Raw genomic sequence first — 25538 nt, forward strand, 5'->3', positions numbered from 1 at the left:
GTCGGGGCTTTCCCGCCATCCGGGTGCAAAAACCCCGGCGGCCGGTGTCGCTGAGACGGGCCGCGGGACGGGCGTGCGAGCAGTGGGGGATGAAGAGTGAGCACAGGCTGCCCTCGCGGAGAACGGTCCTGCGACTGGCCGCAGGGCTGGGAACCGCCACCGCCGTGGCGCTCGTCGCCACGGACCCCGTCACCTCCCCGCCCCGGTCGGCGGCCCCCGTCACGGGGGCGGCGGGAGCCCCGGCCGCCGTCTTCCGCGGTGGGCCGCTCGCCTACCGGCTGCGGCCCATGACCGGACAGGCACCGCCCCGCTACCGCCCCGCCGCACCACCGGTCCGCACCCGGCCGTTCGAGCAGCTGCCCGACATCGGGAACGCCATGGTGCTGTCCTTCGACGACGGCCCCGACCCGCTGTACACCCCGCACATCCTGGACACGCTGCGCGCGCACGACGTACGGGCGATGTTCTTCCTGTGCGGGGAGATGGCGAACGACAACCGCGACCTGGTCCGCCGGATCTCCGACGAGGGGCACACCGTGGGCAACCACTCGTGGACGCACCCCCTGGTCACCAAGCTCTCCCGGGCCGGGGTCACCGACGAGCTGGGGCGTACCAGCGAGGTCATCGAGAAGATCACCGGCGAGGCGCCGCTCTGGTACCGGGCGCCCTACGGTGCCTGGAACCGCAACTCCTTCGAGATCGGCGCCGCCCTGGGCATGGAACCGATGGCCTGGACCGTGGACACCCTCGACTGGACCGTGCCCGGCACCGGCACCATCGTCCGCCGGGTCAGACAGGGCGCCGGTGCCGGGGTCGTGGTGCTCTCGCACGACGCGGGCGGAAACCGCTCGCAGAGCGTGGCGGCGCTCCGCCGGTATCTGCCGGAGCTGCTGGACGACGGATACCGGCTCACGGTGCCGCAACGCCGCTGACGGGCGACGGTCAGCGGGTCTCCACCAGGCGGGCGAAGACCACCACGTTGCCGTCGTAGCCGTTGGCCTTGGTGTAGCCGCCGCCGCAGGTGATGACCCGCAGCTCCGGCTGCCCGGTGTCGCCGTACACCCGGGCGCCGGGGAAGTCGTTCTTGGCGAAGACCTCGACGCCGTACACCTCGAAGACCGCCACCCGGTCGTCGCTGCGGTCGATCTCGATGTGGTCCCCCTTCTTCAGCGAGCCGAGCCCGTAGAAGACGGCGGGCCCCGCCTTGTTGTCGACGTGGCCGACGATGACGGAGGTGCCGGCCTGACCGGGGGAGACGCCGTTCTGGTACCAGCCCGCCAGGTTGGGGTCCTCCGGCGGCGGCGTCTCGATCCAGCCGTCCGGGTCGAGACTCACGTCGATGACCGGTGCGTCGACCTGGATGTCGGGGATCGCCACGCGGGTGACCGGGGCGTACGGGAGCGGCTTGACGACCGGGCCCGCGGCGGGTGCGGCGGGGGCGTTGTTCTGGTGGCCCACGGAGGCGGCTGCGACCGGCTGCGGGGGGCCGGGGGAGAGGTCGGCCCCGTTGCGCATGAGTGCCAGACCGGAGAGCATCGCCAGGGCGAGCGCGCCCCACGGCGAGTGTCGGATCCGTTCCGGTCGCCAGTTGTCCCGGCCCATGGTTCTCCCTTCGTCGCGACGAGCAGAACGCTAGGCGCGGTGCCACCGGGCGGCGATCAGAGAAGGGCGAACGGGTGGCGGCCCGCCACCCGGATGCTTATCGGAGTAGCGCGCGGATAAAACTTCTGACGGCCCGTGACCTGGGCATCCGTCAGCTTCCGGAGTGTTCGCACGGCGTGTCGGATCACCGGTCCGGAGCAGCGCCGAAATGCGGCCGATCAAGGTTCTGGTGAGGGTTCGTCATGGGAGGCGTTCTCGTCGATCCATCCCGGTGCACAGAGCCCCGGGGCGCTTCCCGGTGGAGGTTGGAACGATGCGTGCTACACGCGCTCTGGTGGTCGCGGCGGCCGCCGTCGCCGCCCTCGGGGCCGGCGCCCCGATGGCGACCGCCGGCGGAGATGTCGGGAACAACCAGAACAACAACCAGAACAACAATCAGAACAACGGCAACAACCAGAACGACTGGAACGACCCGGGCGGCTGGAACAACGGCAACAACAACGGGAACGGCAACAACAACGGCAACGGCAACAACAACGGGAACGGCAACAACAACGGCAACGGGAACAACAACGGCAACGGCAACGGGCGCAACAACGGCCCGAACAACGTGACCGTCGACCCCGAGCGCGTGCACCAGGGCGCGGCCATGCAGGTCAGCGCCGAGGGCTGCGGCCGGGGCGGCAGCGTCTCGTCCAACGCCTTCCGCACCACCCGGCTCTCGGCCGGCCGGGTCGGCCACGCCCGGGTCCGCATCTTCGACGACGCGACCCCCGGCACGTACAACCTGACGGTCCGGTGCGACGGCACCGACCGGACGGCGGGTCACCGCTTCACCGTGCTCGACAGCCGGGGCGCCCAGGGCGGGCTCGGCGGCTCGATGGCGGCGACCCCGGCGGAGATGGGCGTCGGCGCCGGTCTCGTCGCCTCGGCGGCCCTCGGCGGAGGCGTGTACATCATGCGCCGCCGGAGGACGGGTCATGGGACGGCCTGACCGTCAGGACGCCCCCGCCGGACCGATAACGAAGTCGCCCCGAGTCCTCAGTCAGGACCCGGGGCGACTCTCGTTTCCCATCCGCTCGTACCGGTCAGTGCGAGCGGCTCTCCCTGCGGCGGCGTACGAAGAACACGACACCGGCCCCGGCGGCCACGGCGAGCGCGGTGCCCGCCACGATCTCACCGGAGTTCACGCTGTCGATGCTGCCGCCCAGACCGCCCTGCACACCGGCCGGCGAGGCCGTGGCCGCCGCCGTGCTGGTCGAACTCGTGGTGGGCGTGCCCGTGGCCGCGCTGACGGTGAGGTTCACCTTGGCCGTGGAGCTGGGCGAGGTGTTGCAGATGAACGTCACCTCGTAGGCGGCGCCCGGCTTGGCATCCCAGTCCACGGTGGCCTGGGCGCTGCCGTTCACCGGGATGGTGACGGTGTCGAACACCCCCGAGGACGCCGTGGCCGTCGTGGAGCAACCCCGGGCCGCCAGGGTGACCTTGCCCCCGGGCGCGACCACCGACGGCGTCACGGTGTACCCGTTCCCGCCGCCCGACGGACCGCCCGCGGTCGCCGCGTACGCGGACACGGCCGGGCCGGTCAGGGCGAGTGCGGCGGCGCCGAGCAGAGCGACGGGGGCGACACGTATTGCGCGCATGGTGAATCCTCCGGGTCCCCGAGGAGCAGCTGCGGAACGGATTTCCACAAAGTGTCAGAAATGCACCTCGAATGCCGCCCACGCTAGAAGTGGTGCATTTCGCCCGCGATCGGGGTCCGGCGAATGGGGCACCGCTGTCCCCCGGGCGGCGCACCGGCCCCGGCTACCCGTCCGCCGCCCCCGGGAAGAGGTCGAGGAAGGGGGCGGCGGTGGCCGAGAAGCCCCGTCCGAACGGTGCGTCGAAGTCCCAGATCAGGAAGAGGAGGAAGGCGATCAGCACACTGAAGAGCCCCGCGAGCAGGAGTTCCCGGAAGGTCCGGCGGATCTGCAGGGTGAAGATCAGTCCCACGGTCACCAGGGCGCCGATGACCAGCCCGAACCACACCACCCCCGGCATGGTCGCGCCGGCACTCTGCCCCCGTGCGCTCCGGGCGTCGTCGGCGGCGGCCACCTGGTCGACCAGCGGCTGGTACGCCTGCCCCTCGTGGTCCGTCTTCGGCCGGTAGTCCGTGACGTCGTCGCGCACCCGGTCCAGCAGTTCGGCACCGCGGTCGCCGAGCGTCCCGTGCTTCGTCATGGTCTGCCACTCGTCGTGCACCACGTAGCTCACGTACGCGTCCACATCGGCCCGGATGCGGGTGCGCACCTCCTGCGGATAGACGGCGGAGCGTTCGCTCACCTCGTGCAGGGCCTGGGCCTCCTGGCGTACGTACTCCTGCGCGGCGCCCCGGCCCTCCCAGACGCCTGCGATGGCGAGGCCCAGCACGATCGCGTAGATCACTCCGATCATCATCGTCATGTACTCGATGACGTCGGGGGTTTCGGACGGGTCGTCGTCCTCCGGGAGTCTGCGGTTGCTGAGGACGGCGATGGTCAGGACGACGGCGGTGGCCGCGACCATGGCGAGCGTGAGGACGAGCCATTCCGACATGGGCGTCTCCGGGATTCATCGGGAACGGGGGCGCAGCACGGCGACGGCGAACACCGCGGGGGCCGTGACCATCAAGCTGAGCGTGACCAGGGAGGTGTGACGCTGCGGCGGCTTCCGCACCGGTTTGCGGTAGGCGGGGAGGGCGACGTGGACGGAAGGCGAGGGCCGTACGGACGGCGAAGGGCTCGGCTTGGGCTTGGGCTTCGGCTCGGGCTTCGGGGCCGGCGGCGGGGGAGGGGGCGGAGGTGGTGGCGGCGGTGCCGGTACGGGCTCGGGCGCCGGGGGCGGCGGAGGAGGTGGTGGCGGTGGTGGTGGTGCCGGTTTCGGGGGTGGCGGGGGCGGCGGCTTCGGTTTCGGCGGGGGCGGCGGTGTGGGCTCCGGCACCGGGCCGGCGAAACAGCTGCCGTCGCCGCTGACGGCCACGGCCGTGCCGCCGTCGCCGTCCCCGATGGACGCGTACGCGCAGCTGTCCGCGGCCGCTGGGGTGGGGGCGGTCAGCAGCCAGGTGAGCGCGAGCGCCGCGGCCAGCCGCCAGAAGAGTGATCCGTACACGACCGGGAGCATGTTCCGGGCCGTGCGGCGGCACGCCGGACCCCCTGCGGATTCGCCTGATGGAGGGGACCTGGGGCGCGCGGGGTTTGGCGCCGGTGAAATGGAACAGGGGCCTGCCGGACCCCGGTCTCCGGAAATGGCCGATTGTCGACCCTCTCCGCGGGAATGCCGCCAAAGGCCGTGTCACCGGCCCGGCGCATTCCCGGGCTTGGGGTCGCGACGGGGAGGCGCGCGCCGGTCCGCCGGTCCCCGGGCGCCCCCCTCGCGCCCCGAGCGCTTCCGGCCCCCGAACGCCAACGTCCAAGGCGCTCAAGGGACATGGTGCCCGGCCTTCGCCGACTCCGACTTCACTGACGTGCCAAAGTAGTCCGGGAGTGAACTATTTGATACCTCTCGTTCGGCGAATGTGACGGGCAGCGACGAGTCGGTTGCACATGCCATGAGAGTGTGACCAATAACGGACGGCTAATTTCCGTTTCCGCTCGCTCTCTTGGCGGTCGATCAGTAGCCTCTGGTCCACACTGACCATGGACATGGCCGGATCGCCGTGGCGACTTGTTGGAGACATCGATGGAGCGTCCCGCCTGGGCACCGCAAGGCATAGACATTTCGGTGCCGAGCGTGTCCCGAATGTATGACTTCTATCTGGGCGGCTCGCACAATTTCGAGGTGGACCGGGAAGCGGCCCGGAAGGCCATGGAGTTCATGCCGGGACTTCCCAAGGCGATGCAGGCGAACCGGGCGTTTATGCGGCGGGCGGTGCGCTACGCGCTGAGCGAGGGCGTCACCCAGTTCCTCGACATCGGTTCCGGGATACCCACCTTCGGCAATGTCCACGAGGTCGCCCAGGCGATCGATCCGGCCGCCAGGGTCGCCTACGTCGACCACGACCCGGTCGCCGTCGCGCACAGCCAGGCCGTCCTCGATGGCAATACCGGCGCCACGATCTCCTCGGCCGACCTGCGCCGCCCCCAGGAGATCCGGGACAGCCCCGAGGTCGCCAAGCTCCTGGACTTCGACCGCCCCGTGGCGCTGCTGCTCGTGGCCGTCCTCCACTTCATCGAGGACGCCGACGACCCGCGGGCCGCCGTCGCCGCACTCCGCGACATGCTGGCGCCCGGCAGCCTCCTGGTCGTCACCCACGCCGCGTACGAGGGCATTCCGCTGCCCCGCGAGGAGGCGGGCGGCACGGTCGGCGTGTACCGGAACATCCGCAACCCGCTGGTCATGCGCACCCGCGAGGAGGTCGCCCACTTCTTCGACGGCTTCGAGCTGGTCGAGCCCGGCCTCGTCGCGATGCCGGAATGGCGCCCCGAGAACGCCGCGGCCCCCGAGAACGAGGACCCATACGCCTTCTCGGGCATCGCGGGAGTGGGACGCAAGGCGTGAGCATTCCCGCCCAGCCGTCCGGATCCCCGGAGGCGGCACCCGACGGCCCCGAGGACCGGCTCCGGAGGTTCGCCACCATCTGGAGCCGCGCCATCTTCCCGTCGACGGCCACCTCCCTGACCCGGCCCGAGTTCGAGCAGCACCTGCTGCCGCTGGCCCGTGCGCTCAGCGAGACCCTGCACGCCCGCCCGTTCGACCCGGCCGCGGCCACCGAGGTGGGCGGCGCACTCGTCGCCGCCCACTGCACCGACCCCGACGCGCTCAGCTCCACGCTCGGCGTCGTGGACTCGTACCTGGTGCTCTACTGCGGCAGCAACGGACCGGTGGACCTCACCACCGAGGACAGCCGGTCCCGCTGCGCCCGCATCCAGCACGCGGTGGCCGCCGGCTTCACCCAGGCCCTGCGCGAACGGACGCTGGCCGAGCAGGAGGCCATCGCCCGCTCGGCGCTCGCCGCCCGCTCCCACGCCGAACAGGCCCTGCACGCCACCGAGGCACGCTTCCGCGCCGTCTTCAAGGACGCGGCCATCGGCATCGGGATCGCCGACCTCGACGGCAACGTGCTGGAGGTCAACGACACCCTCACCCGGATGTTCGGCGGCCTGGAGAACCACGTCCTGAGCCACCGGGTCAACGAGTGGGTCCACCCCGAGGACTCCCCGCAGGTCTGGAAGTACTACAACGAGCTGGTACGCGGCGAACGCGAGCACTACCGGGTCGAGAAGCCGTACTACCGCAACGACGGCACCGTGCTGTGGACCAACCTGACGGTGTCGCTGCTCCGCGACTCCGAGGGCCGGCCCGAATACCAGCTGGCGCTGCTGGAGGACACCACCGAGCGCCGCCTGCTCAACCTCCGCCTCCGCTACGAGGCGACGCACGACGCGCTCACCGGCCTGCCCAACCGCACGCTCTTCTTCGAGCGCTTGGAGAAAGCGCTCTCAGCGGGCGACGGCAGCCGTTTCGGCCTCTGCTACCTGGACCTGGACGGCTTCAAGGCGATCAACGACAGCCTGGGCCACGCCGCGGGGGACCGGCTGCTCGTGGAGGTCGCGGACCGCCTCCAGAGCTGCGCGACCGCCTCAGGCGAGATGGTCGCCAGGCTCGGCGGCGACGAGTTCGTGGCGCTCACGACGAGCTTCGACAGCCCGGCCGAGGTGGACGAACTCGCCTGCCGCATCCTCAGCGTCCTCTCCACGCCCATCCGGCTGGACGGACGCGAGCTGACGGTGCGCGGCTCGATCGGGGTCGTGGAGGGCCCCGCCGGGGAACGCAGCGCCGCCGAGGTGCTGCGCAGCGCCGACATCACCATGTACCGGGCCAAGTCCGCGGGCGGCAACCGCTTCGAGCTGGCCGACGCGGAGGCGGACGCCCGGGCCATCACCCGGCACGGCCTGACCACCGCCCTGCCGGCCGCCCTGGAACGCGGCGAGTTCTTCATCGAGTACCAGCCGCTGGTGCACCTCGGCGACGGTACGGTGCACGGAGCCGAGGCCCTGGTGCGCTGGTGCCATCCGCAGCACGGGGTGCTGGGGCCCGACCGGTTCATCGCGCTGGCCGAGCACACCGGGCTCATCGTGCCGCTCGGCCGCTGGGTCCTGGAGGAATCGGTCCGGCAGGCCAACTTCTGGCAGGAGCGGCACACCGACGGCGGTCCGCTGCGGATCAACGTCAACCTCTCACCGGCCCAGCTGCACCACCCGCAGCTGGTCGCGGAGACCGTCGAGGTCCTGGAGCGCTCCGGGCTCGAAGCGGGCGCGCTCTGCCTGGAGGTCACCGAGTCGGCGCTCATCGGGGCCGACGAGGACGTGCTGAAGCCGCTGCGCCAGCTCGCCGAGATGGGCGTCGACATCGCGCTGGACGACTTCGGCACCGGCTACTCCAACCTCGCGAACCTGCGCAGGCTCCCGGTGAGCGTGCTGAAGCTCGACCGGTCCTTCACTCAGGGGATGCAGCACCATCCGGCGGACCCGGTCGACCTGAAGATCGTGGAGGGGATCGTGTCGCTCGCGCACAGCCTCGACCTGGCGGTCACCGTGGAGGGCGTGGAGACGGGCGCCCAGGCCGAGCAGCTGAGGCAGCTGGGCTGCGACACGGCCCAGGGCTGGTACTACGCCCGCCCTGGCGCCCCGGACCGCATTCACTCGCTGCTGCTGGCCGACGCGGTGTGAGCCGGGCGGGCTCGGGGGCCCCTCCGGGCGTACGACGGGACTTCCCGGATACGCCTCAGGGGCTCGCCGCGCCCGCCCGACCCCTGGGCCTGTCTGACCGTTCCCGTCTGCCGGGCGGACGACGGGAACGGTCAGACAGGCCCCAGCAGGACCCGCTGGAGCTCGCGGGCCGCGCGCGGCGGGGCCACGTCGCTGCGGTGCGCCAGCGCGATGGTGCGGCGCAGCCCGGGCCGGGCCAGCGGGGTCGCCCGCAGGTCGGCCCCGGAGCGGGCGGCGACCATGTGCGGGACGACCGCGATGCCCAGGCCCGCCCGGACGAAGCCGAGCACCGCGTCCATCTCGCCGCCCTCCACCGTGAACGACGGCTCGAAGCCCTCCGCCCGGCAGGCGGCCACCGTCAGCTCCCGCAGGTCGTAGCCGTGCCGGAACATCACCAGCGGCTCGCCCTCCAGATCCGCGATCCGGACCCGCCCGCCCCGGCCCGGCCGGGGACGCTGCGCCGACGAGACGACCACCAGGTCCTCCTGAAGCAGCTCGACCGTGGTCAGCGCCGGTGAGGCGGCCGGCAGCGGCAGCACCACCAGGGCGAGATCCAGCGCCCCGCGCGCCAGCTCCCGTACGAGGTCGTGCGAACCGCCCTCCTCCAGCAGCAGCTGGATGCCCGGATGCAGGTCGTGGAAGGCGCGCAGCACCTCCGGCAGCAGGCCCGTGCACACGCTGGGCGTCGCCCCCAGCCTCACCCGGCCCCGGCGCAGCTGCGCCAGCTCCTGCACCTCGTGGCGCGCCGTGTCGGCGTCGGCCAGGATGCGCCGGGCCAGCGGGAGCAGTGCCTCGCCCGCGTCCGTCAACGTGATGTTGCCGCGTGCCCGGCTGAACAGCTCGGCGCCCAGCTCGTTCTCCAGGGCCCGGATCTGCTGGGAGAGCGAGGGCTGCGAGACGTGCACCTCCTCGGCGGCCCGGGTGAAGTGCCGGGCCTCGGCGACGGCCACGAAATAGGTGAGCTGTTGGAACTGCATCACCCCACGCTACCCGGCTTCATAGGAAGGGGCTATGGAGATCAGCTGCTCGATGACTTGGACTGATCGCAGATCCGGCCCTAGCGTCGTGTCCATGGCACTGGCAACCCGGACGGACCGACGGCCGTCCATGACGCGTACGCTCTGGGGCTCGACCGTCGGCAAGAAGGCGATCATGGCCGCCAGCGGACTGGTCATGCTCCTCTACTTGGTCGTCCACATGATCGGAAACCTGAAGATCTTCTTCGGGTCCGGTGAGTTCAACGGCTACGCGCACTGGCTGCGCGTGATGGGCGAGCCGTTCCTGCACTACGAGTGGGCGCTGTGGATCGTACGCGTGGTGCTGGTCGCCGCCGTGGTGCTGCACGCGGTCTCCGCGTACCAGCTCAGCCGCCGCGACCTGCGGGCGAGGCCCAGCAAGTACGTGCACAAGCGCGCGCGTGCCAGCTATGCCACCCGCACGATGCGCTACGGCGGGGTCATCCTCGGGCTGTTCATCGTCTGGCACATCCTGGACCTGACGACCGGCACCGTGCACTCCGGCGGATTCCAGCACGGCCACCCGTACCAGAACGTCATCGACACCTTCTCGACCTGGTACGGCAATGTCATCTACATCGTCGCGATGCTCGCCCTGGGGCTCCACGTCCAGCACGGGTTCTGGAGCGCCGCGCAGACCCTCGGAGCCGGCCGCGCGAGCCGCGACCGCGTCCTGAAGACCCTCGCCAACGTCCTCGCGCTGGTGCTGACGGTGGGCTTCATCTCCGTACCCGTCGCCGTCATGACCGGAGTCGTGAGCTGACATGAACGACTACACGCACTACACGACCGGCGAACCCGTCGCCGACACCAAGGCCCCCACCGGCCCCGTCGCCGAGCGCTGGGACACCCGCCGCTTCGAGGCCAAATTGGTCAACCCCGCCAACCGGCGCAAGCACACCGTCATCGTCGTCGGCACCGGCCTGGCCGGCGGCTCGGCCGGGGCGACCCTCGCCGAACAGGGCTACCACGTCGTCCAGTTCTGCTTCCAGGACTCGCCCCGCCGGGCCCACTCCGTCGCCGCGCAGGGCGGCATCAACGCCGCCAAGAACTACCGCAACGACGGCGACTCTGTGCACCGCCTCTTCTACGACACCGTCAAGGGCGGCGACTTCCGCGCCCGTGAGTCCAACGTGCACCGGCTCGCCCAGATCTCCGTCGAGATCATCGACCAGTGCGTCGCGCAGGGCGTCCCCTTCGCCCGCGAGTACGGCGGCCTCCTCGACAACCGCTCCTTCGGCGGCGTCCAGGTCTCCCGCACCTTCTACGCCCGCGGCCAGACCGGACAGCAACTGCTCCTCGGCGCCTACCAGGCGCTGTCCCGGCAGATCGCCGCGGGCAACGTCGAACTGCACCCCCGTACCGAGATGCTCGACCTGATCGTCGTGGACGGACGGGCCCGCGGCATCGTCGCCCGCGACCTCGTCACCGGGCGGATCGACACCTACTTCGCGGACGCCGTCGTGCTCGCCAGCGGTGGTTACGGAAACGTCTTCTACCTGTCGACCAACGCGATGAACTCCAACGCCACCGCCATCTGGCGGGCCCACCGGCGCGGCGCGTACTTCGCGAACCCCTGCTTCACCCAGATCCACCCCACCTGCATCCCGCGCACCGGCGACCACCAGTCCAAGCTGACGCTGATGAGCGAGTCGCTGCGCAACGACGGCCGCATCTGGGTGCCGAAGGCCAAGGGCGACACCCGCCCGGCGAACGAGATCCCCGAGGACGAGCGCGACTACTACCTGGAGCGCCAGTACCCCTCCTTCGGCAACCTGGTGCCCCGCGACATCGCCTCGCGCGCCGCGAAGAACGTCTGCGACGAGGGGCGCGGCGTCGGACCCGGCGGCCAGGGCGTCTATCTGGACTTCGCCGAGGCCATCGGGCGGATGGGCCGCGCCAAGGTCGAGGAGAAGTACGGCAACCTCTTCGACATGTACGCCCGGATCACCGCCGAGGACCCGTACGCGACCCCGATGCGGATCTACCCGGCCGTGCACTACACGATGGGCGGGCTCTGGGTCGACTACGACCTCCAGACCACCATCCCGGGCCTCTTCGCGATCGGCGAGGCCAACTTCTCCGACCACGGCGCCAACCGGCTCGGCGCCTCCGCGCTGATGCAGGGACTCGCCGACGGCTACTTCGTGCTGCCGTCCACCATCAACGACTACCTCGCCCGCAACCCCCACCACGACGACGTCGACGCCTCGCACCCCGAGGTCGCGGAGGCCGTCGCCGAGACGGAAGACCGGCTCAACCTGCTGCTGGCCGTCGACGGCGACCGCACCCCCGACTCGTTCCACCGCGAGATCGGCGAACTCATGTGGGAGTACTGCGGGATGGCCCGCAACGAGGAGGGGCTGCGCACCGCGCTCGCCCGGATCCCGCTGATCCGCGAGGAGTTCTGGCGCCGCATCAAGGTCCCCGGCAACGGCGAGGAGTTCAACCAGTCGCTGGAGAAGGCCAATCGCATCGTGGACTACCTGGAGCTCGCCGAGCTCATGTGCCTCGACGCCCTGCACCGTGCCGAGTCCTGCGGCGGCCACTTCCGCGAGGAGTCCCAGACCCCGGACGGTGAGGCCGCCCGGCGCGACGAGGAGTTCTCCTACGGCGCCGCCTGGGAGTTCACCGACACCGGAGAGGCCCCGGTCCTGCACAAGGAAGACCTCGTCTTCGAGTACGTCCACCCCACTCAGCGGAGCTACGCATGAAGCTCACCCTGCGCGTCTGGCGCCAGAAGAACACCGACGCCCCCGGCGCCATGTCCACGTACGAGGTGGACGGCATCTCGCAGGACATGTCGTTCCTGGAAATGCTCGACACCCTCAACGAGGAGCTGATCCTCGCCGGTGACGACCCCGTCGCCTTCGACCACGACTGCCGCGAGGGCATCTGCGGCGCGTGCAGCCTCGTCATCAACGGCGACGCGCACGGTCCGGAGCGGACCACCACCTGCCAGCTCCACATGCGGTCCTTCGACGACGGCGACACCATCGACATCGAACCCTGGCGCGCCTCGGCCTTCCCGGTCGTCAAGGATCTGGTCGTGGACCGCTCGGCCTTCGACCGGATCATCCAGGCCGGCGGCTACATCTCCGCCCCGACCGGTACGGCCCCCGACGCGCATGCCACACCTGTGCCGAAGCCGGACGCCGACTTCGCCTTCGAGCACGCCGAGTGCATCGGCTGCGGCGCCTGTGTCGCGGCCTGCCCCAATGGTTCGGCGATGCTCTTCACCTCGGCGAAGGTCAACCACCTCAACGTGCTCCCGCAGGGTGCCCCGGAGCGGGAGACCCGGGTGCTCGACATGGTGGAGCAGATGGACAGCGAGGGCTTCGGCGGCTGCACCCTCACCGGTGAGTGCGCCACCGCCTGCCCCAAGGGGATCCCGCTGCCGTCGATCTCGGCCATGAACAAGGAGTGGCTGCGGGCGACCCGCAAGGCCCGCCGCTGATCCGCCGCACGTCCTGATCCGAACGCAAGGCCCCGAGGGCCCCGGAGGCCGCCCGCCTCCGGGGCCCTCGGCGGTCAGGACCGGGTGACGGAGAGGTCGTCCCCGCACACCGCGCCCTGGCCGTACCAGCCGTGCAGGTAGACCGTGACCGAGCCGCTGGAACCGGTGGTGAAGGTCACCGACTGCTTGGTGTAGCCGTTGAAGAGGCCCCAGGTGCTCGCGGTCGCGCCGCCCCGGACGCCGAGGTAGGCGTAGTTCCCCTGGACGTAACCCTGCAGGGTGTACTTGGTGTTGGGGGAGAGGGTCAGCGTCTGCGCGCACTCGCCGGTCTGCGAGGAGGTGGCCGCGACGGACAGCGCGTGCGTGCCGCCGTGCACCGGCGAGGAGACGACCGCGCCGCCGGACTCGCAGGTCCACGGACCCAGCGCGCCGGTCTCGAAGTCACCGTTCACCAGCGCTCCCGTCCCGCCGCCGGGACCGGGCACCGTCAGGGTGAACGAGGCCGCGTGGCTGAGGGTGCCGGAGGTGCCGGTCACGGTGACGGTGTACGTGCCCGGGGCCGCCGACACCGAGGCGTTGAGCGTCAGCGTGGCGGAGCCGCCCGCCGTCACCGAGGTCGGGCTGAGCGTCGCGGTCACCCCGGCCGGGGCACCGCTCGTGGTCAGCGCGACGGTCTTGGCGGCGCCCGAGGTCACCGCGGTCTTCACGGTGGCGGTCGTGGACTTGCCCGGCTCGACGGTGGCCGACGAGGGGGTCACCGCCACCGAGTAGTCGTCGGTCACCGGGCCGCTGCCGCCGCCCGTGAACGGGGCGAAGGTGTGCGTGAAGTACCAGGTGTCCTGCGCGATGCCGGAGCAGGTGTCGCTGCCGCCGGTGCCGGGGCAGCCGCCGTTGTCGCGCTGGAGCGCCCAGAACGACAGGGTGCCGACGCCCTTGGAGACGGCCCAGTCGTAGACCACGGGCGCGTTGGCCGTGGTGAAGGTCTCGGCCGGTCCGTAGTCGTCGATGCCGGGCATCTCGATGATGCCGGTCATGCCCCACAGCTGGGCCTCGGTCTTCGACGGGTAGAGCTTCGCCAGCTGGCCCTTCAGACCGGTGATCGAGGTCTGGGTGTCCTGGGCCATGTCGTGCGCGGCGCCGTCGTAGTAGTCGAACGTCATGAGGTTGACGACGTCGACCTGCGTGCCGTTGGACACCGCGTTCTTGAGCACCGCGAGACCGCTGCTCGCCAGACCGCTGGTCGTGGTGGGCAGGGTGTACGAGATCTGGAGCGGGCGCCCACTGGCGGCGGCCCAGTCCTGGACCTTCTTGAGCGCCTTGTTGCGGCGGTCGATGCCGGCGCTGTTCGTCAGCGAGTTGTCCTCGATGTCCATGTCGAGGCGGGACACGTCGTAGGTCGTGATGACCTTCTCGTACGCGGCGGCGATCGAGTCGACGTCGGTGCAGCTGTCGGCGATCTCGGTGCCGGTGTTGTCCGCGGTGTAGCCGCCGAACGACGGGATGACGTCACCGCCGCGCGACCGCATCGTGGTGAAGTCGGCGCCGAACTCGGACTGGGCGATGGGCATGCCCGAATCGCCGTTCCAGTACGGGGTGCAGGAACCCTTGGTCGCGGCCTGGATGAAGGCCATCGTCAGGTACTTGGCACCGGACGCCTGGGCGAGCGCGGCCGGGCTGTCGCCGTTCCACGCCTCGAAGTACGGGGCGAAGACGTGCGCGGGCATGGGGGTGGCGGCGGTGGTGGCGGCCTGTGCGCCGGCGCCTGATCCGAGGACCAGACCTGCGGACGCGACGGCGGTGGCCAAGGCGCTCAGGACGGCGCCGACTGTTTTTGGACGTCTCATGGGGCAGCTCCCAGCGGGGTGGGACAACGGGCGGATGCACGGCTCGGCCGCGCCCGGGGAGGGGCGCGGCCCGTTCCTGTGATTCCCGGCCGGGGGTCACATGCCGCACGGCGACGTACGACCGTGTGGCATGCCCATGATTGGTATGGACCAGATAACTGTCAACATTCTTTACTGTTTCATGTCCCTTCCCCGCACCGGCCGCCAACCCGCTTGGCCTCCGCCGGAGTTGAGCCGCGCCAATCGCTCAGGCAAGCCCCAGGGCCGCCCGCAGATACCCCGCCGTACGGCTCTCCGGAGCCTGCGCCACCTCCACCGGAGGCCCCTCGGCCACGATGCGGCCCCCCTGGTCACCGCCGCCCGGACCGAGGTCGATCACCCAGTCCGCGCCCGCGACCACGGCCATGTCGTGCTCCACGACCACCACCGTGGAACCGGCCTCCACCAGCCCGTGCAACTGCCGCATCAGCACCTCGACATCGGCCGGATGCAGCCCCGTCGTCGGCTCGTCCAGGAGGTACAGCGTGTGGCCCCGCCGGGCCCGCTGGAGCTCCGCCGCCAGCTTGATCCGCTGCGCCTCGCCGCCCGACAGCTCCGTCGCGGGCTGCCCGAGCCGCAGATAGCCGAGCCCCACGTCCAGCAGCGTCCCCAGGCTGCGCGCGGCCGCCGGGGTCTCCGCGAAGAACCCGGCCGCCGACTCCACCGTCAGGTCCAGCACCTGGGCGATGTTCAGCCCGCGCAGCGTGACCTCCAGCGTCTCCGGGTTTGTACCGCGCCCCGTGACAGTCCGGGCAGGGCGCGTAGGTGCTCGGCAGGAACAGCAGCTCCACCGAGACGAACCCCTCGCCCTGGCATGTCTCGCACCGCCCGCCGGTCACGTTGAACGAGAACCGGCCCGCCCGGTATCCCCGCTCCCGGGCCAGGGGAGTGGCCGCGAAGAGCTTGCGCACCACGTCGAAGAGCCCGGTGTACGTGGCCAGGTTGGAGCGGGGCGTCCGCCCGATGGGGCGCTGGTCCACCTGCACCAGCCGGTCCACCGCATCCAGCCCCTCGGCGCGCGCGTACCCGGCGACCGGCCGCTCCTCGCTCGGGTCCTCCTCCGCCCCGCGCCGGTCCGCCAGCGCCCCCGCCAGCACCTGCCCCACCAGCGTCGATTTGCCGGAACCGGAGACCCCGGTCACCGCCGTGAACACCCCCAGCGGGAACGCCGCGCCCACCCCGCGCACGTTGTGCCGCTCCACGCCGTACAGCCGCAGCCACCCCGAGGGCGTACGCACCTCGCGCGACGGGGGCGGCGCGTCCGGGAACAGGAAGCGCCGGGTGGCCGACTCCGCGACCCCGGCGAGCCCGGCGGGCGGCCCGCTGTGCAGCACCCGGCCGCCGTGCTCACCGGCCAGCGGCCCGACGTCCACGAGCCAGTCCGCCCGCCGCACCACGTCCATCTGGTGCTCCACCACGAAGACCGTGTTCCCGGCCTCCTTCAGCCGTCCCAGTACCGCGAGCAGTGCCTCGGTGTCCGCCGGGTGCAGACCGGCGGACGGCTCGTCCAGGACGTACACCACGCCGAAGAGCCCCGCCCGCAGCTGGGTCGCCAGCCGCAGCCGCTGGAGCTCACCGGAGGAGAGTGTGGGTGCCGTGCGGTCCAGGCTCAGGTAGCCGAGGCCCAGTTCGGTGACGGTCCCGATGCGGGCCAGGAGGTCCGCCGTCAGCACCCGGGCGGTCCCGTCGCCGCCCGCCGCCGCGAGCACACCGGCGAGTTCGGTGAGCGCCAGGCCCGCGAGCTCCGCGATGGTGCGCCCCGCGAACGTGACGGCCATCGCCTCCGGCCGCAGCCTGCTGCCCCCGCACACCGGGCAGGGCTCGCTGCTCAGGAAGCGCTCGGCCTTCGCCCGCAGGGTGGCGCTCTTCGAGTCGGCGAAGGTGTGCATCACATAGCGCCGGGCGCTCATGTACGTGCCCTGATAGGGCCGTTGGATGCGCCCCGCCTCGCGCACCGGATGGACCGTCACCACCGGCTGCTCGTCGGTGAACAGGATCCACTCCCGGTCGGCCGGGTCGAGCTCCCGCCACGGCCGGTCCACGTCGTAGCCGAGGGCGTCCAGCACATCGCGCAGGTTCTTGCCCTGCCAGGCCCCCGGCCAGGCGGCGATCGCGCCCTCCCGGATCGACAGCTCCGGGTCCGGGACCAGCAGTTCCTCGCTGGTGCGGTGGACCCGGCCGAGGCCGTGGCAGCGCGGGCACGCCCCGACGGCGGTGTTCGGCGAGAAGGCGTCCGAGTCCAGCCGCTCCGCCCCCTCCGGATAGTCGCCGGCCCGCGAGAACAGCATCCGCAGCGAGTTGGACAGCGTCGTCACCGTGCCCACGGACGACCGGGCGCCCGGCGCCGATCTGCGCTGCTCCAGCGAGACGGCCGGCGGCAGCCCGGTGACCTCGCCGACGGCGGGTGCGCCGACCTGGTGGATGAGCCGCCGGGCGTACGGGGCGACGGACTCGAAGTAGCGGCGCTGGGCCTCCGCGTAGAGGGTGCCGAAGGCCAGCGAGGACTTGCCGGACCCGGAGACGCCGGTGAAGACGGTGAGGGTGTCGCGGGGGATGTCGACGTCGGCGTTCCGCAGATTGTGCTCGCGGGCGCCTCGGACCCGGACGTACGGATCGTGGGGCGAGGTCATGGGGGAGGGGTCTCCGTGCTCGGTGCGGTGTGCCGGGGCCCGGCCGGTGGTCGCGCCGGTTGGCCGGACGGGGTGGCCGCTTGGTTTGCTGGCCGCATGGGAAACGACGTCCGGCCGGTGGCCGTGTTCGATCTTGACGGTACGCTCGCCGACACCACGCACCGCCAGCACTTCCTGGAGGGCCGCCGGAACTGGGCCGCCTTCTTCGCCGCCGCCGCGGACGACCCGCCGCTGGACGAGGGCGTACGGCTGGCGCTGAGCAGTGCCGAGGAGTGCGAGATCGTCTACCTCACCGGGCGGCCGGAGCGGTGCCGCAAGGACACCGTGGCCTGGCTGGACCGGCAGGGGCTGCCCGGGGGACGGCTGCACATGCGGCGCAACGACGACCGCCGTCCGGCGCGCCGGACCAAGCTGGAGACCCTGGAACGGCTCGGCCGCGACCGTACGGTGCGCATGCTCGTGGACGACGACGAGCTGGTCTGCGACGCCGCCGAGCGGGCCGGATTCACCGTGGTGCGGGCCCGCTGGACCCCGGCTTCGTCCGCGCTGAAGGACGCGCAGGAACGCGAGGGGCGCACCTGAACCGGACGTGCCGCACGCGCGGTCGCGTCACTGCGGGTCGTCGAGCCGGAAGCCCACTTTCAGGCCGACCTGGTAGTGAGCGATTCGGCCATCCTCGATCTGGCCGCGCACCTGGGTGATCTCGAACCAGTCGAGATTGTGCAACGTTTCCGAGGCCCTGGCGACACCGTTGCGGATCGCCTCGTCCACGCCCTCCTGGGAGGTTCCTACGATTTCAGTGACGCGATACGTGTGATTTGACATGGTTTGTCTCCTCTCGTTCCTACCAAGGTGCCCTACCTCGGCCCGGTTCGCGAGGGATCGCGGACATCGCGCATGTCCGTGACGGAGCTTGACCAAAGTATTGGTCCATACCAAAATCCAGCCACGCCCGTGCGAGCGCAGCCCGCAGTCCCCCACACCGGGTCCGCAAATTTCGTCCTGCCGTTCCGCAGAAGGTGAATCGTGAAAAACCGCATGCTCGTCGGAGCTGTCGCCCTTATTTCCACTGTTGCGCTGGGTGGCTGCGGCGTGATCCCCGGAACCGGCGGCTCCGGCAGCGAGAAGGTGACGATCTGGCTGATGAAGGACGGTGTTACCGCCGACTTCCTGGAGCGTTTCAAGAAGTCGTACGAGGACGAGCACTCCTCGGTCGAACTGGAGTTCAAGATCCAGGAATGGGGCGGCATCGGCCCCAAGGTCCTGGAAGCGCTCGCCGGCAAGGACACCCCCGACGTCATCGAGGTCGGCAACACCCAGGTCGCCCAGTACGCCGAGAGCGGCAACCTGCGCGACCTCACCCTCGAATCCATGCGTGACCTGGGCAGAGAGGACTGGCTGCCCGGTCTCGCCGAGCCGGGGAGCATCGGCGGTGTCCAGTACGGCATCCCGTGGTACGCGGCCAACCGCGTGGTGATCTACAACAAGGACATCTTCCGGGACGCGGGCATCAAGAACCCCCCGAAGACGCGCGCGCAGTGGATCGCCGACACCGAGAAACTGAACCACGACGGAATCCAGGGCATGTATCTGCCGGGGCAGAACTGGTACGTCCTCGCCGGGTTCATCTGGGACGAGGGCGGCCAACTCGCCAGCGACGGCGAAGGAGACTGGGAGGGCACTCTCGACACGCCCGCGGCGCTCAGGGGCATGGACTTCTATTCCGAGCTCCAGGCCCTGGGCGACGGACCCAAGGACGCCGACGAGGAAAAGCCCCCGCAGGCCAATGTGTTCGCCGAGGGGAATGTCGCCCAGATCATCTCCACCCCCAGCACGGCGACCCTGGTCGAGAAGAAGAACCCCGAACTCAAGGGCAAGCTCGGCTACTTCCCGATTCCCGGTAAGACCGCCAAGGCGCCCGGCTCGGTGTTCACCGGCGGATCCGACCTGATCGTGCCGCAGAAGTCCGACCAGCGCGCCGCCGCCTACGAGGTCATCAAGGCGCTGGCCGGGGCCAAGTGGCAGGAGGACCTGGCCAAGACGATGAGCTACGTCCCCAACAAGCCCGAGCTCGCCCACGTCATCGAGGGCGAGGAGAGCACCGCCGCGATGGCCGAGGGCGCGGCGCAGGGCCACGCGACGCCCAACTCCCCGCAGTGGGCCGCGGTCGAGGCCGACAACCCCATCAAGACCTACATGACAGCGGTCCTCCAGGGCGGCGACCCGGCGACCGAGGCGAAGACCGCCTCCGACAAGATCACCGCGGTGCTCGCCGGCAGCTGACCCCCGGCGCGGGTACGGGACCGGACACCGCCGGCCCCGTACCCGTACCGGAGGTCAGTCCACCGTGGACAGGGACAGCGCGAACCTGTCCTCGGAGTCCGTCCACCAGTGGGCCAGCCGGAGTCCCGCCGCGGCCAGTTCGCCGCGCACCCCGTCCTCGCGGAACTTCGCGGACACCTCGGTGCGCAGCTCCTCACCCGCCTCGAACGGCACCACCAGGTCCAGCTCCGGAATCTTCACCGTCAGCGACCGGCGGGCCCGCAGCCGCATCTCGATCCACTCCTCGCGCGGATTCCACCGCGCCACGTGCGCGAAGTCCTCCGGTACGAAGTCCGCGCCCAGCTCCCGGTCCACGACCGAGAGGACGTTACGGTTGAACGCCGCCGTCACCCCGGCCGCGTCGTCGTACGCCGCGACCAGCACCCCCTCGTCCTTCACGAGGTCCGTGCCCAGCAGCAGCGTGTCCCCGGGCGCCAGCAGATCGCGTACCGACTTCAGGAACACCGACCGCTCACCCGGCAGGAGATTGCCGAGGGTGCCGCCGAGGAACGCCACCAGCCGGGGCCCGGGCGTCTCCGGCAGCGAGAGCCCGGCCGTGAAGTCGGCGATCAGCGCGTGCACCGACAGCCCCGGCCGCTCCGTCAGCAGCGCCTCCGCCGCCCCGCGCAGCGCGCTCTCGCTGACGTCGACCGGCACGTAACTGTGCAGGTCCGTCAGCGCGTCCAGCAGATGACGGGTCTTCTCCGAGGAGCCGGAACCCAGCTCCACCAGCGTGCGGGCGCCGGACGCGGCGGCGATCTCGCCCGCCCGGTCGATCAGGATCTCCCGCTCGGCGCGCGTCGGGTAGTACTCGGGGAGCCGGGTGATCTCCTCGAACAGTTCGCTGCCCCGGGCGTCGTAGAACCACTTGGGCGGCAGCGTCTTCGGCCTCCGGGACAGACCGTGCAGCACATCGGCGCGCAGCGCCGCGTCCGTCGCGTCCTCGGGCAGGGTGCGGGTCAGCAGGAAGGGCTTCACGTGCGGGGCTCCTTCAGCGGGGTCAGCAGGACGTCTCCGGCGGTCGCGGTCAGCAGGGTGCGGTCGGGCACCTCGGACCAGCGGGGATCATCGTCGTACGGCTCCGAGGCGACGACCGTGCGCCGCCCGGGCTCGGTGAGATGCCACAGGGTGTCGCCCCAGGCGGTGGCCACGAGGGTGCGGCCGTCGGTGAGCAGCAGATTGAGCCGGGAGCCCGGCGCCGCCTCCGCCACCTCGGGCACGGTGTCCGCCACGGCCTGCGCGAGCGCGTCGCCCGTCGCGAGCCGGTGCCGCACCAGCGCCCACACCAGGGCGGAGTCGCTGCGCGCGGCGAGCCGCAGCAGTTCGGCCGGGGGCAGGGTCGCCGCGAGGGAGGCCATCGAACCGGGCCACCCCTTCACCGCCCCGTTGTGGCTGAACAGCACCCGGTCCGCGGCGAACGGCGCAGCGGCCGCCTCGCCGTCCGGATCCGCGTCGGTCGCGTCCCGGACCGCGGCGAGCAGGGCGTGGCTGCGGACCACCCGGGCCAGGTCGGCGAAGGTCTGGTCGCCCCAGACGGGGCCCCGGCGGCGGTAACGCCCCGGGACCGGGTCGCCCTCCGCGTACCAGCCGACCCCGAAACCGTCGGCGTTGACCGTGCCGTGGCGCTGGCGGCGGGGCTCCCAGGACTGCCGCACCAGGGAGTGCGCGGGGCGCGACAGCAGCTCGCCCAGGGCGACCGGTGGCCCCAGGTAGGCGAGGTGCCGGCACATCAGAGGTCCCTCGCGGTGCGGAACCCCGCGAAGATCTGCCGCCGGACCGGCAGGTCCCAGTTGCGGAACGTCCCCCGGCAGGCCACCTGGTCCACCGCGAACGAGCCGCCCCTCAGCACCTTGTGCTCCGGGCCGAAGAACACCTCCGAGTACTCGCGGTACGGGAAGGGCGCGAACCCCGGGTACGGCAGGAAATCGCTCGCCGTCCACTCCCACACGTCACCGATGAGCTGACCCGCCCCGCACGGCGCCCGCCCGGCCGGGTACGCCCCGGCGGGCGCGGGCCGCAGATGGCGCTGCCCCAGATTGGCCCGCTCCGGCGTCGGGTCCTCGTCGCCCCACGGATAGCGGCGCGAGCGCCCGGAGACCGGATCGTGGCGGGCCGCCTTCTCCCACTCCGCCTCGGTCGGCAGCCTGCGCCCGGCCCAGCGCGCGTACGCGTCGGCCTCGTACCAGCTGACGTGCAGCACCGGCTCGTCGTCCGGCACCGGCTCGGTCACCCCGAAGCGCCGCCGCAGCCACTGCCCGGCGTCCCGGTGCCAGAACAGCGGGGCGCGCAGCTCGTGCTCCCGGACCATCGCCCAGCCCTCGGGCGCCCACCAGCGCCGGTCACCGTAACCGCCGTCCTCGACGAACGCCCGGTACGCCCCGCACGTCACCGGAGCCGTGTCGATGACGAACCCGGGAACGTCCCGCCGGTGCGCGGGGCGTTCGTTGTCCAGGGCCCACGGTTCGGCCGACGTGCCCATGGTGAACGGGCCGCCGGGCACCAGGACCTCGGCGGGCAGCGCGGGCGTGTCGGCCGGCGCGCGCGGCGGCTCCGGGGCTGTCAGCGCGACCGGACCCGAGCGCAGCTGATGCGTGATCAGCATCGTCTCGTCGTGCTGCTGCTCGTGCTGCGCGATCATCCCGAACGCGAAACCGGACCTGACCAGCGCGGGCCCGTCACCGAGCGGAGCGGACTCCAGCACGTCCAGCGCCCTGCCGCGCACCTCGGAGGCGTACGAGCGGGCCTCCTCGGGCGCCAGCAGCGGCAACGAGGGCCGGGTGGCGCGCGGATGCTCGAAGGCGTCGTACAGCCCGTCGATCTCCGGGCGCATCGCCTCCCGTCCCGCCACTCCGCGCAGCAGCCACAGCTCCTCCTGGTTGCCGATGTGCGCCAGGTCCCAGACCAGCGGCGACATCAGCGGCGAGTGCTGGGCGGTCAGCTCGTGGTCGTCCACGCTGTCGGTGAGGAGCGCGGTGCGCCTGCGCGCGGTGAGCAGCGCGGTGAGCGCGTGTTCGCGCAGCACCTCGGCGTCCCCGGCGTGCGGGGGCGCGGGGGATTCGGTCATGACAGGGTCCCCTTCGGATGGGCCGGGCGGCGCGCCCCGCCCGTGGTGAGCAGGTCCCGCAGGTCGTCGGCCGGGCATCTGCCCCGGGCGACATAGCGGTCGTGGAACCCGGCGACGGCGTCCCGTACCGCCACGCTCGCGCCCAGCCGGGGCAGCGCCTCCACGGCGAGGCGGAAGCAGAGGTCCGCCGCCTGGCGCAGCTCCGGATCGGCCAGGCCGTCGCGGGCGGCCGCGGTCCACAGCGGATTGCGCGGTGCCGAGCCCGTCCCGGCCGTCTCGGCGAGCGGCTTCACGGTCCGGTACACCGTCTCCGCGGCCTCCGGGTCGTCGAACAGGGCCGTCGTGACGGCGAGGGGCACGATCCAGCCGTCGTCACCGGGCTGGGCGTCGATCATGCGCAGCTCCAGGTGCCCGCGCGGGCGGGCCGGCGGGAACAGCGTGGTGACGTGGTAGTCGAGGTCGCTCCGGTCCGGGCGCCGGGGCACCCCGGACCGGATCCAGTCGCGGAACGTGAGCCCGTCCGGCACATGCCACGGCCCCTCGCCCCGTACGCACAGCACGGGCGTGTCCAGGACGTGCGCGGCCCAGGCGTCCCGCGGCGGCAGCAGCCCGTCGGGGGCCAGCGTCCGCTTCGGGTCCAGGTCCGCCCACAGCGCCTGGCGGGTGGACCGCCAGGGCGTCGGCGCGCCCGTCCGGAACGGCGAGTTGGCGAACGCCGCCACCAGGACGGCGCCCAGCAGATGCGCGAGCTGCCAGCGTCGCGCGTAGCCGAGCGGACCGGGCTCCTCCTCCCCGGCGTCCAGGCAGACCTGGACCGAGGCGGTGGTGCACATCATGGCGCGGCCGGCCGGGCCCCACCGGTCGAGGGCCCTCTCCATGGCCTCGTACCGGGGCTCGCGCAGGAGCCGGCGCGGTGTCTGCCAGGGATCGACGCCCAGCCCGGCCGGGGCGAGGCCCAGGGGGCCGAGGGCGGCGCGTACGGCGGTGAGATCGGCGGCGGTGTCCTCGACACACGCCATCAGGGAAGCGGCGGGGCGCGAGCTGAGTTCCAGCTGGCCGCCGGGTTCGAAGGTGAGCGCCGCGCTCAGGGGCAGCGCCCGGACGGCCGTTGCGGCCGCCTCCAGCAGGTGGGGCGGGACGGTGCGATGCGGTTGGTCACGGTCGTGCAGGAGCCATTCCAGCTCGACGCCCACCGTGCTCGGCGGCCCCGTCTTGAAACAGATGCCGCGCAGTAAATCCTCCGCCTCGCCCTCACCGAGGGGCGGGGTCTGACCGGGTGGCGGACCATGGCCGCCGGGTGTCTCGGATGACATGCCGGGCCTCCTTGTTCCGGTGCGTCCGTCCTACCCAAACCGCTGCCGAGGCATCGCACAAGAGTGCCTTCTTCGCCCGAAATTCGATTGCGTGGCCGGGAGAAGAACGCCGATCATGCCCCGTATGCACCATAAGGGGGAGGGCCCGTGAGCGCCCGGCTGCGCGGAATCGCGCGCGAAACGGAGGCCATCGTCCGGGCGGGTACCTACCGCGCCGGAAACGGCCGGCAGATCAGCATCGAGAAGGGTGTGGCGGCCGCCCTCGCGGGTACGCGGCTGTACGGCCCCGAGCCGGTGCCGGTGGCCGCCGACCGGGACCGGACCCCGGTCATCGAGGTCACCGGCGAGAGCAGCCTCCGGGCGGCCGCCCGGATGACGCGCGAGGGCCCCGGCGAGGTCGCCGTCCTGAACTACGCCTCCGCCCGCAACCCCGGCGGCGGCTACCTCAACGGCGCCCAGGCCCAGGAGGAGGCCCTGTGCCGGGGCTCCGCGCTGTACGCCACGCTGCTGCGGGCGCCCGGCTTCTACGACCATCACCGTGCCGAACGCGGCGTGTTCTACACCGACCGGGTCATCCACTCGCCCGGCGTGCCGGTCTTCCGCGACGACCGCGGCCGACTGCTCGACGCCCCGTACGCGGCGGGCTTTCTCACCTCACCGGCCCCCAACGCCGGGGTCATCCGCGCCCGGACCCCGCAGGAGGCCCACCGCATCCCGGCCGCGCTGGCCGCCCGGGCCGAACGGGTGCTGGAGGTCGCTGCGGTGAACGGCTACCGCCGGCTGGTCCTGGGCGCCTGGGGCTGCGGCGTGTTCCGGAACGACCCGGCGGTGGTGGCCGGCGCCTTCCGCGTGCTGCTCACCGGAGAGGGCCGGTTCGCGGGTCACTTCGAGGAGGTCGTCTTCGGCATCCTCGGCCGCGACGACGATTCGCCCACCCGGGTGGCCTTCGACCGGGTGTTCGCCGACCGGGGGTGACCCTCACCCTGAAGTCGAGGGTGAGGGCCGGGTCCGCCGGGCGCCCTCACGCCCAGCCGTAACGCTCCCTCAGCCGCTCGACGACCAGGTCGAACCTGGCCCGGTCCAGGGCGCACGCCTCGCGCCGCATCCCGTCCTCGTGGACCCGCAGGACCCGGTCCAGGTCCACCCAGGACGGACGGCCCGAGCTGTCCCAGGGGCCCGCGCCCAGCGACACCCACTCCCGGTCCATGTCGTGCTGCTTGCTGGACAACTGCACGGCCAGCAGCGTGCCCTTCGCCTCCCGCGCCACGACCAGGACCGGCCGGTCCTTGCCGCGCCCGTCGTTCTCTTCGAACGGCACCCACGTCCAGACGATCTCCCCGGGGTCGGGTGCGCCGTCCCGGTCGGGGGCGTACGAGGTGCGGACCGGGCCCACCTCGCGCGGATCGGCCTCGGCGGTGGCTGTGGAACCGGTCCGGCCCGGGAAGGCGGCCGGCTCGTCGTAAGTGTCGCGGTGCTGGATCGTCATCGGAACACCCTAGGCGGTCCGCGTGTACAGCCTGCGCGCC

The 25538-nt window shown here is 71.8% G+C and carries 22 protein-coding genes and 1 pseudogene; 10 read left to right on the top strand and 13 right to left on the bottom strand.

What is annotated here, in order from left to right; genetic code table 11:
- The first annotated feature begins 89 nt into the window (after window positions 1-89).
- On the top strand, window positions 90-932 hold the full coding sequence (locus OHS17_RS30460) for a polysaccharide deacetylase family protein (RefSeq protein WP_330314761.1): 843 nt from the start codon (window positions 90-92) through the stop codon (window positions 930-932).
- Between the two features lie 10 nt (window positions 933-942).
- On the opposite strand, the gene OHS17_RS30465 is transcribed toward OHS17_RS30460, so the two are convergent.
- Window positions 943-1602 (bottom strand): class F sortase, encoded by a 660-nt coding sequence (locus OHS17_RS30465; RefSeq protein WP_330314762.1) that lies wholly within the window; start codon window positions 1600-1602, stop codon window positions 943-945.
- A gap of 313 nt (window positions 1603-1915) precedes the next feature.
- On the opposite strand from OHS17_RS30465, the gene OHS17_RS30470 reads away from it, so the two are divergent.
- Window positions 1916-2596, top strand: coding sequence for a hypothetical protein (locus OHS17_RS30470; protein WP_330314763.1), 681 nt, complete (start codon window positions 1916-1918; stop codon window positions 2594-2596).
- 94 nt (window positions 2597-2690) lie between these two features.
- On the opposite strand, the gene OHS17_RS30475 is transcribed toward OHS17_RS30470, so the two are convergent.
- The 3 genes from OHS17_RS30475 to OHS17_RS30485 all read right to left on the bottom strand — a co-directional run bounded on the left by OHS17_RS30475 (window position 2691) and on the right by OHS17_RS30485 (window position 4728).
- Entirely contained in the window at window positions 2691-3245 is a 555-nt protein-coding gene (locus tag OHS17_RS30475) for a hypothetical protein (protein ID WP_330314764.1), read from the bottom strand.
- Between the two features lie 163 nt (window positions 3246-3408).
- Window positions 3409-4176 carry a bestrophin-like domain gene (locus tag OHS17_RS30480; RefSeq protein ID WP_330314765.1) on the bottom strand — a complete coding sequence of 256 codons (768 nt, stop codon included), beginning with the start codon at window positions 4174-4176 and terminating at the stop codon, window positions 3409-3411.
- A gap of 15 nt (window positions 4177-4191) precedes the next feature.
- The gene (locus OHS17_RS30485) at window positions 4192-4728 is read right to left on the bottom strand and encodes a hypothetical protein (RefSeq protein ID WP_330314766.1); all 537 of its coding nucleotides are present in this window, start codon (window positions 4726-4728) and stop codon (window positions 4192-4194) included.
- Window positions 4729-5298: 570 nt separating this feature from the next.
- Here OHS17_RS30485 and OHS17_RS30490 point away from each other — a divergent pair.
- Window positions 5299-6117 carry an SAM-dependent methyltransferase gene (locus tag OHS17_RS30490; protein ID WP_330314767.1) on the top strand — a complete coding sequence of 273 codons (819 nt, stop codon included), beginning with the start codon at window positions 5299-5301 and terminating at the stop codon, window positions 6115-6117.
- Window positions 6114-8288: a putative bifunctional diguanylate cyclase/phosphodiesterase gene (locus OHS17_RS30495; RefSeq protein WP_330314768.1), complete on the top strand. Its 2175-nt coding sequence runs from the start codon at window positions 6114-6116 to the stop codon at window positions 8286-8288. The genes OHS17_RS30490 and OHS17_RS30495 overlap by 4 nt, the downstream gene beginning before the upstream one ends.
- 131 nt (window positions 8289-8419) lie before the next feature.
- Here the strand turns inward: OHS17_RS30495 and OHS17_RS30500 are convergent, their stop codons facing one another.
- Window positions 8420-9304, bottom strand: a complete 885-nt coding sequence (locus tag OHS17_RS30500; RefSeq protein ID WP_073861875.1) for a LysR family transcriptional regulator — start codon at window positions 9302-9304, stop codon at window positions 8420-8422.
- A gap of 94 nt (window positions 9305-9398) precedes the next feature.
- Here OHS17_RS30500 and OHS17_RS30505 point away from each other — a divergent pair, with 94 nt between their 5' ends.
- The 3 genes from OHS17_RS30505 to OHS17_RS30515 are packed head-to-tail and all read left to right on the top strand — an operon-like array spanning window position 9399 to window position 12800.
- Window positions 9399-10106 (top strand): succinate dehydrogenase, encoded by a 708-nt coding sequence (locus OHS17_RS30505; RefSeq protein ID WP_330314769.1) that lies wholly within the window; start codon window positions 9399-9401, stop codon window positions 10104-10106.
- Between the two features lies 1 nt (window position 10107).
- Window positions 10108-12057 (top strand): fumarate reductase/succinate dehydrogenase flavoprotein subunit, encoded by a 1950-nt coding sequence (locus OHS17_RS30510; protein ID WP_330314770.1) that lies wholly within the window; start codon window positions 10108-10110, stop codon window positions 12055-12057.
- Window positions 12054-12800 (top strand): succinate dehydrogenase/fumarate reductase iron-sulfur subunit, encoded by a 747-nt coding sequence (locus tag OHS17_RS30515; protein ID WP_093703813.1) that lies wholly within the window; start codon window positions 12054-12056, stop codon window positions 12798-12800. Before OHS17_RS30510 ends, OHS17_RS30515 begins: the two co-directional genes overlap by 4 nt.
- A gap of 74 nt (window positions 12801-12874) precedes the next feature.
- Here OHS17_RS30515 and OHS17_RS30520 read toward each other — a convergent pair whose 3' ends face one another.
- Both OHS17_RS30520 and OHS17_RS30525 read right to left on the bottom strand, forming a co-directional pair.
- Window positions 12875-14644 carry a glycosyl hydrolase family 18 protein gene (locus OHS17_RS30520; RefSeq protein ID WP_330314771.1) on the bottom strand — a complete coding sequence of 590 codons (1770 nt, stop codon included), beginning with the start codon at window positions 14642-14644 and terminating at the stop codon, window positions 12875-12877.
- Between the two features lie 247 nt (window positions 14645-14891).
- A pseudogene (locus OHS17_RS30525) lies at window positions 14892-17313 on the bottom strand (excinuclease ABC subunit UvrA).
- A gap of 96 nt (window positions 17314-17409) precedes the next feature.
- Between OHS17_RS30525 and OHS17_RS30530 the strand changes: the two are divergent.
- Window positions 17410-17895: a phosphatase domain-containing protein gene (locus OHS17_RS30530; protein WP_330314772.1), complete on the top strand. Its 486-nt coding sequence runs from the start codon at window positions 17410-17412 to the stop codon at window positions 17893-17895.
- A gap of 27 nt (window positions 17896-17922) precedes the next feature.
- Here the strand turns inward: OHS17_RS30530 and OHS17_RS30535 are convergent, their stop codons facing one another.
- On the bottom strand, window positions 17923-18138 hold the full coding sequence (locus OHS17_RS30535) for a dodecin (RefSeq protein WP_018554210.1): 216 nt from the start codon (window positions 18136-18138) through the stop codon (window positions 17923-17925).
- Between the two features lie 201 nt (window positions 18139-18339).
- On the opposite strand from OHS17_RS30535, the gene OHS17_RS30540 reads away from it, so the two are divergent.
- The gene (locus tag OHS17_RS30540) at window positions 18340-19596 is read left to right on the top strand and encodes an extracellular solute-binding protein (protein WP_330314773.1); all 1257 of its coding nucleotides are present in this window, start codon (window positions 18340-18342) and stop codon (window positions 19594-19596) included.
- A gap of 54 nt (window positions 19597-19650) precedes the next feature.
- Here the strand turns inward: OHS17_RS30540 and egtD are convergent, their stop codons facing one another.
- From egtD to egtA, 4 genes are read right to left on the bottom strand one after another with little or no spacing between them, the layout of a single operon-like run.
- Complete coding sequence (gene egtD, locus OHS17_RS30545) at window positions 19651-20613, bottom strand: L-histidine N(alpha)-methyltransferase (RefSeq protein ID WP_330314774.1); 963 nt, start codon at window positions 20611-20613, stop codon at window positions 19651-19653.
- A complete protein-coding gene (gene egtC / locus OHS17_RS30550; RefSeq protein ID WP_330314775.1) occupies window positions 20610-21365 on the bottom strand; it encodes an ergothioneine biosynthesis protein EgtC in 756 nt (251 codons plus the stop codon). Before egtC ends, egtD begins: the two co-directional genes overlap by 4 nt.
- Window positions 21365-22699, bottom strand: coding sequence for an ergothioneine biosynthesis protein EgtB (egtB, locus tag OHS17_RS30555; RefSeq protein ID WP_330314776.1), 1335 nt, complete (start codon window positions 22697-22699; stop codon window positions 21365-21367). The genes egtC and egtB overlap by 1 nt, the downstream gene beginning before the upstream one ends.
- Window positions 22696-24012, bottom strand: coding sequence for an ergothioneine biosynthesis glutamate--cysteine ligase EgtA (gene egtA / locus OHS17_RS30560; protein ID WP_330314777.1), 1317 nt, complete (start codon window positions 24010-24012; stop codon window positions 22696-22698). The genes egtB and egtA overlap by 4 nt, the downstream gene beginning before the upstream one ends.
- Window positions 24013-24159: 147 nt before the next feature.
- Here egtA and OHS17_RS30565 point away from each other — a divergent pair, with 147 nt between their 5' ends.
- The gene (locus tag OHS17_RS30565) at window positions 24160-24987 is read left to right on the top strand and encodes a TIGR02452 family protein (protein ID WP_330314778.1); all 828 of its coding nucleotides are present in this window, start codon (window positions 24160-24162) and stop codon (window positions 24985-24987) included.
- Between the two features lie 46 nt (window positions 24988-25033).
- Here the strand turns inward: OHS17_RS30565 and OHS17_RS30570 are convergent, their stop codons facing one another.
- Window positions 25034-25498 carry a type II toxin-antitoxin system PemK/MazF family toxin gene (locus OHS17_RS30570; RefSeq protein ID WP_330314779.1) on the bottom strand — a complete coding sequence of 155 codons (465 nt, stop codon included), beginning with the start codon at window positions 25496-25498 and terminating at the stop codon, window positions 25034-25036.
- Between the last annotated feature and the right edge of the window lie 40 nt (window positions 25499-25538).

Source organism: Streptomyces sp. NBC_00523, assembly GCF_036346615.1.
GTDB lineage: Bacteria > Actinomycetota > Actinomycetes > Streptomycetales > Streptomycetaceae > Streptomyces.